This is a genomic window from Enterococcus sp. BWR-S5 (assembly GCF_016745255.1).
Classification (GTDB): Bacteria; Bacillota; Bacilli; order Lactobacillales; family Enterococcaceae; genus Enterococcus_L.
In genome coordinates, this window is record NZ_JADOEQ010000005.1 from 60,308 (window position 1) to 74,058 (window position 13,751).

The window sequence follows — 13,751 nt, forward strand, 5'->3', positions numbered from 1 at the left end:
TGATAAGAGTCTATCATTGGAAATTGAGAAGACAGCAGCTAGAAGATTATTGAGTCCATCTGGATTGCCGGTTTCATCTTTGTTATGATAGAAACAAGAAATTGATCTTCACTGAAAATAACGATGAGGTAAGGTTGATTTTAAAATGGAAAGTCAGGAGTATAACCATATGGTGAAAAAAAGAGAATTTGAGCTATTCAATGAGCATGAGTTAATAGAGCCGGTAACAGCGGAAGCCATTACATCCGTCTTTGAAGGGTTGAACGATGGGAAATTTCATATAGTGGTACTGGAAGCAAATCCAATGATTGCTGATAGCCCATTTATTCAAATTGCACGAGGAGAAGGCGTGTATATTGTTGAGATTCAGTATAGTAAGGATGGGGAGATTCAGCAGTTCCGAAAAGAAACAGATGATATCGAAGCCTGTCTACAGCTTTTCTTAGATTATTATGCAGAAACACTGCCTGAAAATAAAGGCTGGCAGGACGTTACAGCGGAAATCAGCTACTATTATGATAAAGAAGAGGAAGGGGTGACCAGAGAAACCTCACATCCATTTTTTGTTCGTCATTTTACGGACGAGCTGTATTATGACATCACAGATGATTATGCGCCGTTTGGGAATGATACAGGAAATGATAGCCTATACATGCTAGAAAAGCAGCTAGCTGAAAATGATGACCTAGAGGATTTTGATGGGCTTCCCGTATTTATTGCGAAGTCATGGGGGGTAGAGTATGTTGACCCATTAGAAAGCTCGAGTGATTCAGCGTTTATTTCTGAAAATGAAGTAGATATTTTTGAATCGAGTCAGATTACAATTGCTGTCGGGTTTGGTTTAATCAAAATCACAGGGGGGATTGGGCTGTTGCTTAAGGAGAGGACCCTTCATGCATTAGAGCAGTTAAAGACCTTACTTCCTGATGGACAAAAGATTTATCAACGACAAATAGATGATTTGAAAAGCTACCGGAGCTATGATGAATAGCAGTATAGTTTATGAAGAATTTGGAATAGAGAGTGAGGAATACAATGAGCAGTTTTGACATTTTTAGTCAGGAGTTGGCAGAGCAGCTTCCAGCTGTAATCGAAGAAATTCTTTCGATTCCTTCTGAGAATAGAGTCTACAGCATTGCGTTTGTAACAACAGATGATTTCTATGGCTTCTATGTCTCGTTTGACTATGATACAGTGGACAATCCCCACAATATTTGGGAGCATTTTGAATGGAAACATGCAATCTATCCAAGCTTTCTTTATCAAACCCTAGTAGACATTGTTGAAGGCTCAACGATTGACTTTACGAGAACATCGGATGAGAAATGGGCATTTGCCGAACAATTGATGATGCTTCTAAATAAGCACATACAAGCGCTTCCTCATGAGGTGTTTGAAAAATACGGGTATCAAAAAGAAGATATTCTTTTCTTCACAACGATGTCTGATGGGGACTATATGGATGAGTTGCTGACGGAGTCGGCAAAGCTGTTTAATCAATCAGAAACGCTTGAAAAATATCAGATTTCTTTAGAGGATTGAGAATTAGCTTGTCTATGTATTGGGAGTAAAGATGTTTCTTTCGGGGATTAAATGATTTTCATGTGTGAAATATCTCTAAAATAGATAAAAAAATAATCATTTTTGATTAATTTGATTATTTTTTTATCTATTTTTTTACGTTTTTATATGATATTCTAGTTGATAGATAGAAAAGGATAGTAGCATAAAAGTACGATATTCTTTTTTATTTATGGGAACACTACCATTAAATCAGGTGCAAATTGATAATTCAGGAGGAGAAAAATGAAATTGAAAAAATGGTTAGGTATGGGATTAGTTGCAGTAGGAGTACTTGGCAGCCTGGGATTTGCTGCAAAAGCAGATGCAGAGGAAGTTGATGAAAGAGTGTATATATCGAATTCATCCTTACGCTATTGGATAAACGATAGTTTGTCAAACAACGGAGAGAACGTAGAAAACGAGTTGCCGACAGTTGGGCAGTTGAACGGTCTGACAGGTACGTTTGATGGATCTGTTGGTGATTCAAGTAGTTACAGCCTTGAAGGTATTCAACACATGAAAAATGTAAAAAACTTTGGTTTAGTTCTGGGTGGAAACATTATAGATTTTAGACCGTTGTCAGATTTGTCCACAGTAGAGAATTTTCATTTTGGGCATGCTCATGGTGAACCTTGGGGGCCTGTTGCAGACATCTCGTTTGTTGAGAACTGGCAAAATCTTCAACAATTTACTTTTGACAAGGTCGTATTTGATCTAAGTCCACTAGATAATGCGGATAATTTAACATATGCACACTTTAGCGGGAGTCTTGGAACGGTTGGTGCCAAGCAGGCAATTTCTAAAGCAAATCGAGAATTAGTAATGGCCAATCCTGTTACTTATTCTAAACACTTTGGTGATGATGTATTGGTAGACAGTTATGATAATCTTGAGATTGAAGTGAAAAATTCAGGAGACTTATTTATTATAAAAGATATCCCTGAAAATACGGAGAGTATAACGATTCTGATTTCAAACCAAACGAATGATTGGGAAGCGGATAAAAGTTATTCTCATTTAGCCACATACAAAATCCCATTAGTGTGGTACTAAAATAAGATAGTTTAGAATAAAAGTATAGCCGGATGAACGTCATTTGTTCATCCGGCTAAAACTGAATAGATGTTGTTTTATTGTTTGATTACATCGTTTGTCTTATTTTGACTGTGCAGTATAGCTTAAAGCTAATTCTAATGCGTTTTCCAAGCTTTGGATTGCTACATTCACATCACCAACTGTTGACTTCAGGCTTAACTGAACCCCAACTGCTTTTGTAATTACTTTGTTCAAATCGTTGTAGACAGCGAAAGAAACTTTACCAAGGACTTTTTTATCACGTTCAAAACGAGTTGCCCAGATAGCGGCATCTAGCTTTTGTTTTACAGTGTATGTTGCGATTGAATTGTCATTTAAATCATCGTAAGTTAATACCTTTTCCATCATTTCCTGTAGAGAAACGATTTGTCGTTCGATTCCGGACACTGTTGCAAACGGATCAGCAACAACGATGACTGCTTTTGTGATTTCAACACCAAGCTCACGATGTGCTTGCTGCACTTTGTTGCCCAATTGCTCTACAGAAAAAGCAATTGCATTACTGATTTCAGTAATCAGCTGTAAACGAACCCCGATACTATCAAGATCATAGATAGTAACCATGTTAAAGCGAGCCTTGCTTGTTGTCGCTTGTACATCCTGCTCAAGATTAGCCAGAACAGGAGCTAAATCCTGTAGCATAGCCTCGTAGTCTGTTCCAATTGCTTTTTCCTCTAACTCTTCCAGCTTTTCTTTTTGTTCTTGAACGATTGCTGCATCACTTTGAGTAACTGCCTGATTTTGACTTTCTGCCAAAACCGGTACACCTGCTGCGGCAATACTCGCCCCAAATAAAGCTAATGCCAATACGCTTGTTAATGCTACTTTTTTCATTTGAATCCCCCTAAAATTTGTTAAAGCTATTACGCTTGAAAAATTAGTATAATAAAAATAACTAATTTAAGCAATGTTTTTTTTACAAAAAGTTATTTTTATGATAAAGAATTTAATTAAGGTTTTTTATTTTTTAGAAGATAAAGCCTATTGGTAGTAGCTAAAAAAATGTTACTTATAAAATATATTCGAATGTATTCTTGGATAAATTATTCTTTCATTGTCTTTGTACAGATAATTCTGTAAGAAGGGGGGAAGGGCTGCTTTTATGCGCGATTTTAGCGCTAAAGCAGCCTTTTTAAGCTGGATAACAGGAGCGAAAATTCTTTTTGAACGAACCTCAACATCTATAAAGCAAGTCACGTTTGACGTTTTAACAATTTATAAACAAATTACAAGTAATTCACAAACAAAGGAGCGGTAAGCTACAGACAGATAAAAAAGCAATAAACGAAGGAGAGAATACAAATGATGGAAGACAGAAACACAGATTTTATCGGTTATGAATACAAGGAATCTACAGTTGGGGGTTCGATGGAGATGTTGTTTGTTGACAGCTATACCAGTTTAGGATGGCAATTAGTAGAAACAACAACGTCGATGCATGGGCATGGAAAAGTAGCGATGCGGTTCAAGCGAGATCGGAAGATTCGGAATAAAGGAGAGCTGAACAGGTTGCAACGCAAGCTCGATGAGCTTATTGAAGAAATTGAGCGATTGGAATTTTCAAAAATTACAAAGGCAGCCGCAGTTGCATATATAGTGGGAATAATAGGCACAGCATTCATGGCTGGCTCTGTCTTTCTTTATCTGGCGGGGATGCTTCTTCCTAGCATTGTTCTTGCGATTCCCGGATTTTTAGGCTGGATTGTCCCCTACTTACTGTATCGGACAATTCGTCAGCGAAAAACGAATGAAATCAACCCGGTAATTGAACAGCGCTATGATGAAATCTATAGAACCTGTGAGCAAGCCAGTACTTTAATCTAAGAATGGTATCTACGTTATTGACTAAAAAGGAAATTGATAACGATGATTATATAGAAAAAGAAGGAGGACATGGTACATGATTAAAATAGTTGTTGCAGCAATCGTAGTTGTGGTAGTAATAGCAATTGGAACTTTTATCGTCAAAAAAAAGAAATAATTTGAGACGGAAAGGGTCGAATCAGCGGAGTTAAAATGCTTTGTTGGTTCGGCTTTATACATAGCTTTTAGAGTAAAAAAGATGTAAAGGAAGTGAAGACATGATTGAGGTTGTTTTAGCTTTATTGATTGCAGTTTTTAGTGTGTATTATGTGAGGAAAGCAGCGCTAAATGTGACGATTAACGTGGGGAGCGGGAGAAAAAATGAGTATAGATAAAAATGGTCAAGATGTTGTAACCATGGATTTTGAGTTGCCGCAAATGTTTGTCGCTTCATGTGACGGCGTGAAACAATATCTTCTATTGGAGTATACCATCGACGACTTTCAAGGTGCAGGTCTTTGCTTGTTCGATAGCAGTGGAAAAATAGGGATTTGGAACCCTAGATCCACCAGCGGTCTCCTGTTAGATTATTGTTTAACAGGAAATCGAATGAGTATAAGCTGTTTTCCAACAGGTAGCTGCATTACCAATATCTCCTGCATCAATTAAACTGAACCAAATAGGTAAAAAAATGACCAGAGCTTTTTAGTTGGTGTAAATGGAAAAATTATTTCAGAATTTTAACAAAACAGAAACATTGCTGTGCTATAGTAAATGAAATCAGTGTTTAGGAGGTAGAGGATGAACGGATGGCTGAATAAAATCAGAAATATCCGCCCGAAGCTGCTGCCTTCTTTTCTAGTCTTTTTTCTTTTTATGAATGAGACTTTATGGGCTGTATTTTTCCCAAATGCAGTAAGCGTCCCTGTATGGTGCACGTCTATGATTTCTGCAGGAGCGTTTATCAGTCTCTTGTTCCTGAGCTGGTCTGTGGCTATTTTTACAAGACAGGGTCGAATAAAAGAGAAGGTCAAAAATTGGAGTGAGCAAAGCAAGTTTTTAACAAAGCTTTTTAATGATTCTTCGTTTAGAGCCATCTTCGGTATGTATCGCTCACTGTTTTTTAATAGCATTTTGGCATTTTGGAAAGGTTGGCTGGGGATAATCTCTTCCTCGCCGTGGTTTCTTATTCTCGGCTGCTACTATTTGACACTTGCCATTGTTCGTTGGTTATTAGTAAGAAGCGGCAGAAAATTGAAAAGCGTTGAAAAGAAGAAGCCTCATCGTATTCTTAGATGGAAAATTTATCGTTTGACGGGAATCTTTCTGCTGATAATTACCTGTCTTCTTTATTTGACAGTTTCTTATATTGTGATGGAGGGGAACGGATTTACGTATGACGGTGTATGGATTTATGGTGTAGCTTTTTATGATTTCTATTTTTTATTAAAAGAAAGTATACAGCTGATTAAGGCTCGAAAAACAAGTAATCCCGTTCTAAAAGCAATGAGGGCAATCAGCTTTTTGACAGCAATGGTTGCGATGCTTTCTTTGGAGACTGCAATGTTTGCTGCTTTTGGATCAAGTTCAGAGCAATCGTTTCAACAGTTGATGAATGCATTGAGTGGTACGATTGTTTGTGTACTGAGTTTGATTATGGGCATTCACATGATTGTTAACGGAACAAAACAGCTTGCTCAGGTAACAAATGAGGAGCTGAATTGATGCAGAAGTTTTTTGCGAAAAGTAAAGGATGCTATTTAGGGGGAATGTTGATGATTCATATATTGGTAGTGGAAGATGATAAAAAACTTAACCAGATTGTGTGTACTTATTTAAGAGATAAAGGTTATCAAGTGAAGGGCTGTCTGGATGCTGAGGAAGCCTACGATGCAATGTACAACCATTTATATGATTTGATTGTGTCTGATATTATGATGCCTGAGATTGATGGGTTTGAATTTGCTCAGACTGTTCGAGAGATAAATGAAACTATCCCGATTTTATTCATGACTGCCAGAGATGATATGACTGCGAAGCAAAAAGGGTTTCAAATGGGTATTGATGATTATTTAGTTAAGCCGTTTGACCTTGAAGAGCTGGCGCTTAGGGTTGGTGCTGTTCTGCGGCGAGCAAATATTGAGGCCGCAAAAGAGCTGGCGATAGGCAATCTAGTATTGGATTCAGATGGAGTGAGTGCTCTTGTTGACGGTGAAGAAATCGCAGTGACGTTAAGAGAATTCAATATTCTTTATAAATTGCTGTCCTATCCTAAAAAAACATTTTCTCGGAGTCAACTGATGGATGAGTTTTGGGGATTAGACAGTGAGACAAGCTTACGATCAGTAGATGTGTACATCACTAAGCTAAGAGATAAGTTTTCTGAATGTGATGGGTTTGAAATCGTTACAGTACGCGGACTGGGGTATAAGGCGGTCTTACGATGAAAAAGAAAAAAAGTATGAGGATTGGTCGGTTTTCATGGGTTGAGTACCTAATCCTATTCTTCAGTTTGTCAGTTCTATCTGCACTTCCAGCGCTATTTTATGGCGGTTTCAAAACGATGCTGGAACACTCAATGCCTTATCTTGCCTGGTATATTCTTTATTGGCTCCTTGTCACAGCATTTGTTTGTGGACTTTCTGCTTATATTCGCTATCAGTCCTTTGATAAGCCGATGCATGTGTTGAGTGAGGCAACTAGAAAAGTGGCGGAAGGTGATTTTTCTGTGTATGTACAGCCTTCCAATCTGGTGTCTGAAAAGCAGAATTATATCGATGTGATGATGGCTGATTTTAATAAAATGGTTGAAGAGCTGGGTAGTATTGAAACGATGAAAACAGATTTTATCTCAAATGTTTCTCATGAAATGAGAACACCATTATCAATTATTCAAAATTATGCGACAGCTGTGAAAAATCCATCTATTTCGACAGAGGAAAAAGAAGAATATCTGGATACAATTATTGATAGTACACAGAAGCTGGCAGACTTGATAACCAATATTTTAAGACTAAGTAAGCTTGAAAATCAAGTAATCCAAGTCGTTTCAGAGCCCTATGACCTTTGCCGTCAGTTGAGTGACTGTGTTCTTCACTATGAAGAACGCTGGTCGGAAAAGGAAATTGACTTGGCCTTCGAGAGTGAGGATCAAGTGCTGATTCGTGCGGATAAAAGCATGATGGAGCTGGTTTGGAATAATTTGTTGTCCAATGCAATCAAGTTTACAGATTCAAAGGGAAGTATTTCAGTGATTCAAAAGTCTGAGGGGGAAGATATTATTGTTTCGATTAGTGATACCGGCTGTGGGATGAGCAAGCAGACGATGAATCATATCTTCGATAAATTTTATCAAGGTGATACCTCCCATGCACGACAAGGCAATGGACTTGGTCTAGCGTTGGTCTTACGTGTTGTTCAGGTTTCTGGTGCGACAATTTCAGTGAGCAGTGAATCAGGAAAAGGAACGACCTTCACTGTAAGACTTCCTAAAATGAAATAGGCCGGATTGGAGCGAATGATGAATAGAATTGAAAGAAAAGGACAGAATTTTATTGGCTATGAATATAAGGAGCTTTCTACTGACAGTCCGTTGTTTTCCTTACTGATTGACTGTTATCAGCATTTTGGCTGGGAACTGGATGATACCGTATTCCGCAGCTCGACAGGGAATCGTGTAGAGCTGAAGCGTAATCGTCGAATCATCAACAAGGCTGAGCTGACTAGATTGCAGCGGAAATTTGAAGCCAATATTGCCAGTCTCGAAGAATTGGAAAAAGCAAAAACGATGAAAGCAACAATTGCCGCGTTGACAATTGGTATTGTTGGAACGGCTTTTATGGCGGGGTCTGTTTTTGCGGTAACCGCAGACTCACCTCGGATAATCTTGAGTATTCTTTTGGCTATTCCGGCATTTATTGGTTGGCTTTCCCCGTATTTTATCTATAAAAGGATAACTGCTGACCAAATCAAGCAATTGACTCCTGTGATTGAAGAAACCTATGACACCATCTATCTAGTTTGTGAAAAGGGAGCGAAGCTGCTGCACAAATAGCTTGGCGGAATATGAGGAGCGATAGCTGAGAGTGATGGTGATTATTGATTGGAGGCTTACCAATCAATTGAAAAAATAGGTGTGATGAACTGTATGTTTTTTGAACCGAACCAGTGAGCGCGCGACATCTGTTATTGATGGCGTGCTTTCTTTTTCGTGTTTCCTAAAAGTTGTTTAGAGTCACTGTTAATCAACTGACAATCTATTGCTGATAATGAGTAAGAGACGTAAAATGAACAGTGAGAGGATGATTGCTATGCGAATGAATCTTGGCTCTGTTATCGCAGAGAAAAGAAAAGAGAAAAAGATTACACAGCAGGAGTTGGCTGAGTTTGTCGGAGTGTCCAAGGCAGCTGTGTCAAAATGGGAAACAGGCTTAACTTATCCTGACATTACGTTATTGCCCTTGTTGGCAGCTTATTTTGATATGAGTATCGATTCTTTGCTGAATTATGAACCGCAATTGACCAATAAGGAAATCCAGCACATATATGCTTCTTTGAAGAGTTCCTTTGAGACAAAGGCACCGATGGAGGTACTGACTTCTATTCGCAGCTTTGTTCATCGTTACTATTCCTGTCACCCTTTTGTATTGCAAATGGGGCTTTTACTGATTAATCATTTCGATCAGCTCCCGGGAGATACTCAGGAAGAAAAAACGCAGCGATACATGACAGAGGCGAGAGAATGGTTTGTTCATGTGCGCACACAGTCAAAAGAACCGGAGCATATTGTCCAGGCCACCAAGCTGGAAGCTTATACGTTACTTATCATGGAGGAAGCAGAGCAGGTTCTTGAAATTCTAGGAGAAACGGTTCCGGCAAGCTTTCCAATAGAAAGTCTAATTGCCGGTGCCTTTCAAATGAAAGGAGAGAATGGACGGGCAATTGAAACCTTGCAAAGTGCGTTGTTTCAATATATCAGCGTGATGTTGAGTCTGCTTACAAATTATCTTCAGCTTTTGTTGGACCAGCCGGAAAAATTTAAGGAAACAATACGACGAGGCAATCAACTGGCAATTACCTTTGACTTAAAAAAATTGAACCCCATTCTTTTGATAAATTTCCAATTGTCCGCAGCCTATGGCTTTGCGCAAAAGGGAGACGGAGAAGCCTTGGAAATACTCAATGAAATAGCTGATACATTGAGCCAGACTCAATTCCCCCTTGATTTTCATGGGGATACCTATTTTGATCAAATTGATCCATGGTTTGATGAGCTGGAGACAGGAAACCAAACACCACGAGATTCTATGATGGTGAAGAATGACTTTATTGCGATGATTATCGATCACCCGATGTTTTTGGCTCTTGAGGATCAAGAGCTGTTTCAGAAAATAAACAATCGCTTTAAGCAGTTAAAAAAGATGGAATGAGGGACTTCATAGCTAGAGTTGGCAGGTAAGGGCTTCTGCGGCCGAACTTACCTGCTTTTTTCATTGGAAAAAGACAGTTGGTTACTCCTGGTCAGCCGCAGTTTTGAAATGCAAGTATCTTGTTGCGATACTTTTACTCCCGTGGGTTTCCTATGTCTCCTTTGCTTCTCTTACAAATAATTTTTATAATAGAGGAAGAACGTAGAATGAATTCTAGCTATTTTGAAGGAGTGTCACTCATGACTATTTTATCTATTCAACAATTAACGAAGACATACGCCGGAGGCTTCGTCGCTGTCAACAACGTCAATCTATCTGTTGAAGCGGGAGATATTTTCGGCTTTATTGGACATAACGGCGCTGGAAAAACGACTACTTTAAAATCCGTGGTTGGTGCGCTTCACTTTGATCAAGGGGAAATATTAATTGATGGACATGATATCGTAAAAGAGCCATTAGCTTGTAAGAAGCGCCTTGCCTATTTACCGGACAATCCTGACCTGTACGACTATTTAACTGGCTACCAATATATTAACTTTATCGCTGATATGTTTGAAGTGCCAACAACAGAGAGACAGAAAAGAGTTGAACGCTTTGCAGAACGTTTAACATTGACCCATCAGTTGGGAAATCTGATTAGCACTTACTCTCATGGGATGAAGCAGAAACTGGCATTGATTGCCGCCTTTGTTCATCAGCCCAAGCTGCTGATTATGGATGAACCCTTTGTAGGACTTGATCCGGAAGCGACCTATCATGTGAAGCAGATGCTCCATGAGCTGTGTGAGGCAGGCAGTGCCGTCTTTTTCTCTACTCATGTATTGGAGGTTGCTGAAAACTTGTGTAATAAAATTGCCTTGATTGATCACGGAGAGATAAAGAGATGTGGGACGACCGAAGAGGTGAGAGGAAGTCAAACACTGGAAGCTGTCTTTCTGGAGGTGGTCGGCGGTGAATAAATTCAAAGCTCTTGTTCAACTTCAAGTAAGGAGCTATGGGCTAAATAAGCTGCGCCATCAAAGCCGGGGAAAATTTATAGGTGTGCTTGTCGGTGTTGTTCTTTTGGTGATGATGGCTATTAGCTACTTGCTGGGGATTGCCTTTCTATTGATTGATATGGGATTAGCAAGCTATGTACCAAGCCTGATGTTTTTTTTATCCTCTGCTATCTGTCTGGTTATTACTTTTATGAAAGGCAGTCGTTTTCTTTTCGGCTTCAATGATTTTGATATTTTAATGTCTTTGCCATTGACTCCTAGGATTATCATTGCCGGTAAGCTATTGGGGCTGTACCTATTGAATCTGCTGTTTAGTTTACTTGCCATTGTCCCAGCCATGATGCTGTATTGCTGGCATGTTCAAGAGCTTGTACCACTTTTAGGGGCGGTTCTGCTTGTACCGTTTGTTCCTTTGCTGCCATTGCTGCTAGGCTTGGTATTGACTACTGTAATTTCCTTAATTGCTTCGAATTTCAGGTACCAACAGCTTGTTGTTGTCCTTCTTAGCTTAGGGGCTGTCATTGCTCTCTTGGCGGGGTCATTTTCTTTAACCGGCTATGATAGTGCCGAAATGAATCAGCTGCTGCGCTCTGCCATGGCACAGATGGAGCGATTCTATCCTTTGGCAGAAGTAATCAACAAAGGGTTTTCCGGTCAGCCATTACTCCTTTTGCTTTTCATAATCATATCGGTTGTTCCAATGTTCCTGTTCGTAGTTATTCTTGATCGCTACTACTTATCCATTCATGCATTACTGACTGTGCGTGTGAAAAAAGGGCATTTTAAACTTGAAACCTTTCGTCAACGAAGCGTGTTTTCCAGCTTATTGATGAAAGAATTACGCCTGTGCTTTTCCAGTTCGCTTTATGTAACGAACTCTGTGATAGGTGCAATCTTATTTTTAGCTGCGGCAATTAGTTTGCCATTTGTACAAGGACAATTGTCAGCGATTCTTCCGCCGGGCAGCTCGATAGAGCAATATGTCGCTTGGCTGCCATATATCCCTTGCCTGTTTCTGGGAATTACCACGACAACCAGTGCGGCAATCAGTATGGAAGGAAAAAACTATTGGCAATATGCCAGTCTCCCGATTCCGGTTGGAAAAATCTATCAAGCAAAATTAATGGTTAATCTGTTACTGTTCTTTCCACCGCTTTGGATTGGCTGTACGGTATTGAGTATCGCTTTTGTTTCAACGGCATTCTCTGTCTTTCTACTCTTTCTGCTGCCAACTTGCTTTTGCCTGTTCATGTGTATTGTCAGCTTAAAGCTTAATCAATTGTATCCAAATTTCAAATGGGTGAATGAGCAGCAAGTCATCAAGCAGTCGTTGCCTGTACTTCTGACGATGCTGCTGGGGCTTGTCACTACAGTGATTGCAGCGGGCAGTGCTTTTCTAATTAATAATAGTGCGATAGCGGTTCTTGGAACAAGTATTATTTTGCTGGCACTCAGTATCACTGCATGGCGTTCCTTGCAGAAGCGAAACGCATTTGTTGAGTAACCTTCTAAATAGAAAAGCCGATTTATCTGAAGAACTCAATAAGTGACAAATCAATCCATCTTAAGATATCTTAAGGCATCACTAAGTGAATATTAAAACATCCCCTTCCTGCAGATGGTTAAATGAGTCTGTAGGGAGGTTGTTTTTATGTATAAGAAAAATAATTTTAGAAAAGCAGCAGCAATACTTTTAGCAATGCTTACTCTTTTAATCGGAGTCAATTATCTTCCGGTTCTTCGTTCATCGGGAGAGACTTTCTTTCAAATTTTCAGGAGTGAAGCACCTGACATTTCAGGGAGGAACTATGTACTGAAAAAACGTGGTGGTCAGGTTTTAACAAGTAAGAAAGAAGAAGAACAGATAGCTATTGCATCAATGACAAAGATTATGACAGCCATTTGTGTTATCGAAGCAGTAGAAAACCTAGATCAACTGGTTGAGGTACCTGTTGACATATTTCCCGAAATCGAGGAGCAGGGATTGGCAACGGCCGGACTATTTCAAGGAGAAGTCATTAGTTATCGGACGTTGCTTTACGCCATGATGCTGCCTTCGGGTGCCGACGCAGTATTGACTGCTGTACAGGCAATCAGTGGAAATGAACAGATATTTGCAGATAGGATGAATGAAAAGGCCGCAAGTCTGGGCATGAAGCGTACTCATTTCTCAAATACAACAGGGAAGGATGCGACAGACCATTATTCGACCGTTGCAGATATTATGACTCTTTTGGACTATGCGCTTGAAAATGAAACCTTTTACGAAATCTTTACAACGCTCTCCTATCAGAGCGTTAGCACGAATCTGCATCCAGAAGGGCTACCGCTTATCAGTACAGTCATCAGTCGAAATGAATCATTGGCCTTGGACAATGGACGTATTTTAGGCGGGAAAACAGGCTATACAATAGATGCCGGACTTTGTTTAGCAAGTATGGCGGAAATCAATGGAGAGGAGTATTTGCTGGTGTTAGCAGGATGTAAAGGAGATAATTTGACTGAACAGTTTAATGTCATTGAGAGCCGAGTTCTTTATAACTTAGTGTAGAAAACGATAATTTTATTCCATAGAGTATCGTTGGCGATATCCATTCGTTCATTAGAGATTATAAGAATTTTTCTTTCTTGATACAGCCATTTTCTTCTTTTATTTTCATGGTTTATATGTTAAGTATTAAAGGAGGATATTTTTATTCTCCTTTATTGTGCGCTATATAAGAGTTTGCTTTGTCGGTTGATAAGGTAAGTTCTCAATTCGTTATGAGGAAATTCAAATGATTTTCTAATTATATTAGAAAAATTCTTTTGAAAAGTAAAAGGACTATTGCTATTCTTTCTTGTAAACAGAGGAGGGCAACGG

General features: G+C 39.2%; 14 protein-coding genes. 13 read left to right on the plus strand and 1 reads right to left on the minus strand.

Annotated elements, in window-relative coordinates; all coding sequences use genetic code 11:
- Positions 1 to 169 precede the first annotated feature (169 nt).
- The 3 genes from IW510_RS07955 to IW510_RS07965 all read left to right on the plus strand — a co-directional run bounded on the left by IW510_RS07955 (position 170) and on the right by IW510_RS07965 (position 2,616).
- Positions 170 to 991: a hypothetical protein gene (locus IW510_RS07955; RefSeq protein ID WP_202058394.1), complete on the plus strand. Its 822-nt coding sequence runs from the start codon at positions 170 to 172 to the stop codon at positions 989 to 991.
- Positions 992 to 1,035: 44 nt separating this feature from the next.
- Entirely contained in the window at positions 1,036 to 1,542 is a 507-nt protein-coding gene (locus IW510_RS07960; RefSeq protein ID WP_202058396.1) for a hypothetical protein, read from the plus strand.
- 264 nt (positions 1,543 to 1,806) lie between these two features.
- Positions 1,807 to 2,616, plus strand: coding sequence for a hypothetical protein (locus tag IW510_RS07965; RefSeq protein ID WP_202058398.1), 810 nt, complete (start codon positions 1,807 to 1,809; stop codon positions 2,614 to 2,616).
- Positions 2,617 to 2,718: 102 nt separating this feature from the next.
- Here IW510_RS07965 and IW510_RS07970 read toward each other — a convergent pair whose 3' ends face one another.
- Positions 2,719 to 3,492 (minus strand): CAMP factor family pore-forming toxin, encoded by a 774-nt coding sequence (locus IW510_RS07970; RefSeq protein ID WP_202058400.1) that lies wholly within the window; start codon positions 3,490 to 3,492, stop codon positions 2,719 to 2,721.
- Positions 3,493 to 3,960: 468 nt separating this feature from the next.
- Between IW510_RS07970 and IW510_RS07975 the strand changes: the two genes are divergently transcribed.
- The 10 genes from IW510_RS07975 to IW510_RS08020 all read left to right on the plus strand — a co-directional run bounded on the left by IW510_RS07975 (position 3,961) and on the right by IW510_RS08020 (position 13,439).
- Positions 3,961 to 4,482 carry a hypothetical protein gene (locus IW510_RS07975; protein ID WP_202058401.1) on the plus strand — a complete coding sequence of 174 codons (522 nt, stop codon included), beginning with the start codon at positions 3,961 to 3,963 and terminating at the stop codon, positions 4,480 to 4,482.
- A gap of 360 nt (positions 4,483 to 4,842) precedes the next feature.
- Positions 4,843 to 5,130: a hypothetical protein gene (locus IW510_RS07980; protein WP_202058402.1), complete on the plus strand. Its 288-nt coding sequence runs from the start codon at positions 4,843 to 4,845 to the stop codon at positions 5,128 to 5,130.
- A 132-nt stretch (positions 5,131 to 5,262) separates the two neighbouring features.
- Positions 5,263 to 6,186: a hypothetical protein gene (locus IW510_RS07985; RefSeq protein WP_202058403.1), complete on the plus strand. Its 924-nt coding sequence runs from the start codon at positions 5,263 to 5,265 to the stop codon at positions 6,184 to 6,186.
- 50 nt (positions 6,187 to 6,236) lie between these two features.
- The gene (locus IW510_RS07990) at positions 6,237 to 6,908 is read left to right on the plus strand and encodes a response regulator transcription factor (RefSeq protein WP_202058404.1); all 672 of its coding nucleotides are present in this window, start codon (positions 6,237 to 6,239) and stop codon (positions 6,906 to 6,908) included.
- On the plus strand, positions 6,905 to 7,963 hold the full coding sequence (locus IW510_RS07995) for a HAMP domain-containing sensor histidine kinase (RefSeq protein ID WP_202058406.1): 1,059 nt from the start codon (positions 6,905 to 6,907) through the stop codon (positions 7,961 to 7,963). The genes IW510_RS07990 and IW510_RS07995 overlap by 4 nt, the downstream gene beginning before the upstream one ends.
- A 15-nt stretch (positions 7,964 to 7,978) precedes the next feature.
- Positions 7,979 to 8,515: a hypothetical protein gene (locus IW510_RS08000; protein ID WP_202058408.1), complete on the plus strand. Its 537-nt coding sequence runs from the start codon at positions 7,979 to 7,981 to the stop codon at positions 8,513 to 8,515.
- 232 nt (positions 8,516 to 8,747) lie between these two features.
- Positions 8,748 to 9,890 carry a helix-turn-helix domain-containing protein gene (locus IW510_RS08005; protein ID WP_236674661.1) on the plus strand — a complete coding sequence of 381 codons (1,143 nt, stop codon included), beginning with the start codon at positions 8,748 to 8,750 and terminating at the stop codon, positions 9,888 to 9,890.
- Positions 9,891 to 10,135: 245 nt separating this feature from the next.
- Positions 10,136 to 10,849 (plus strand): ABC transporter ATP-binding protein, encoded by a 714-nt coding sequence (locus IW510_RS08010; RefSeq protein WP_202058630.1) that lies wholly within the window; start codon positions 10,136 to 10,138, stop codon positions 10,847 to 10,849.
- Positions 10,842 to 12,392 carry a hypothetical protein gene (locus IW510_RS08015; RefSeq protein ID WP_202058410.1) on the plus strand — a complete coding sequence of 517 codons (1,551 nt, stop codon included), beginning with the start codon at positions 10,842 to 10,844 and terminating at the stop codon, positions 12,390 to 12,392. The genes IW510_RS08010 and IW510_RS08015 overlap by 8 nt, the downstream gene beginning before the upstream one ends.
- Positions 12,393 to 12,539: 147 nt before the next feature.
- Positions 12,540 to 13,439, plus strand: coding sequence for a D-alanyl-D-alanine carboxypeptidase family protein (locus IW510_RS08020; RefSeq protein WP_202058412.1), 900 nt, complete (start codon positions 12,540 to 12,542; stop codon positions 13,437 to 13,439).
- The last annotated feature ends 312 nt before the right edge of the window (positions 13,440 to 13,751 follow it).

What these genes read in the sequence shown, in the direction of transcription:
- IW510_RS07985 (WP_202058403.1), top strand. Translation starts at nt 5,263, where the DNA reads ATGAACGGATGGCTGAATAAAATCAGAAATATCCGCCCGAAGCTGCTG.
- IW510_RS07995 (WP_202058406.1), top strand. Translation starts at nt 6,905, where the DNA reads ATGAAAAAGAAAAAAAGTATGAGGATTGGTCGGTTTTCATGGGTTGAG.
- IW510_RS07960 (WP_202058396.1), top strand. Translation starts at nt 1,036, where the DNA reads ATGAGCAGTTTTGACATTTTTAGTCAGGAGTTGGCAGAGCAGCTTCCA.
- IW510_RS07965 (WP_202058398.1), top strand. Translation starts at nt 1,807, where the DNA reads ATGAAATTGAAAAAATGGTTAGGTATGGGATTAGTTGCAGTAGGAGTA.
- IW510_RS08000 (WP_202058408.1), top strand. Translation starts at nt 7,979, where the DNA reads ATGATGAATAGAATTGAAAGAAAAGGACAGAATTTTATTGGCTATGAA.
- IW510_RS08005 (WP_236674661.1), top strand. Translation starts at nt 8,748, where the DNA reads ATGAACAGTGAGAGGATGATTGCTATGCGAATGAATCTTGGCTCTGTT.
- IW510_RS07990 (WP_202058404.1), top strand. Translation starts at nt 6,237, where the DNA reads ATGATTCATATATTGGTAGTGGAAGATGATAAAAAACTTAACCAGATT.
- IW510_RS07975 (WP_202058401.1), top strand. Translation starts at nt 3,961, where the DNA reads ATGATGGAAGACAGAAACACAGATTTTATCGGTTATGAATACAAGGAA.
- IW510_RS07955 (WP_202058394.1), top strand. Translation starts at nt 170, where the DNA reads ATGGTGAAAAAAAGAGAATTTGAGCTATTCAATGAGCATGAGTTAATA.
- IW510_RS07970 (WP_202058400.1), bottom strand. Translation starts at nt 3,492, where the DNA reads ATGAAAAAAGTAGCATTAACAAGCGTATTGGCATTAGCTTTATTTGGG.
- IW510_RS08020 (WP_202058412.1), top strand. Translation starts at nt 12,540, where the DNA reads ATGTATAAGAAAAATAATTTTAGAAAAGCAGCAGCAATACTTTTAGCA.
- IW510_RS07980 (WP_202058402.1), top strand. Translation starts at nt 4,843, where the DNA reads ATGAGTATAGATAAAAATGGTCAAGATGTTGTAACCATGGATTTTGAG.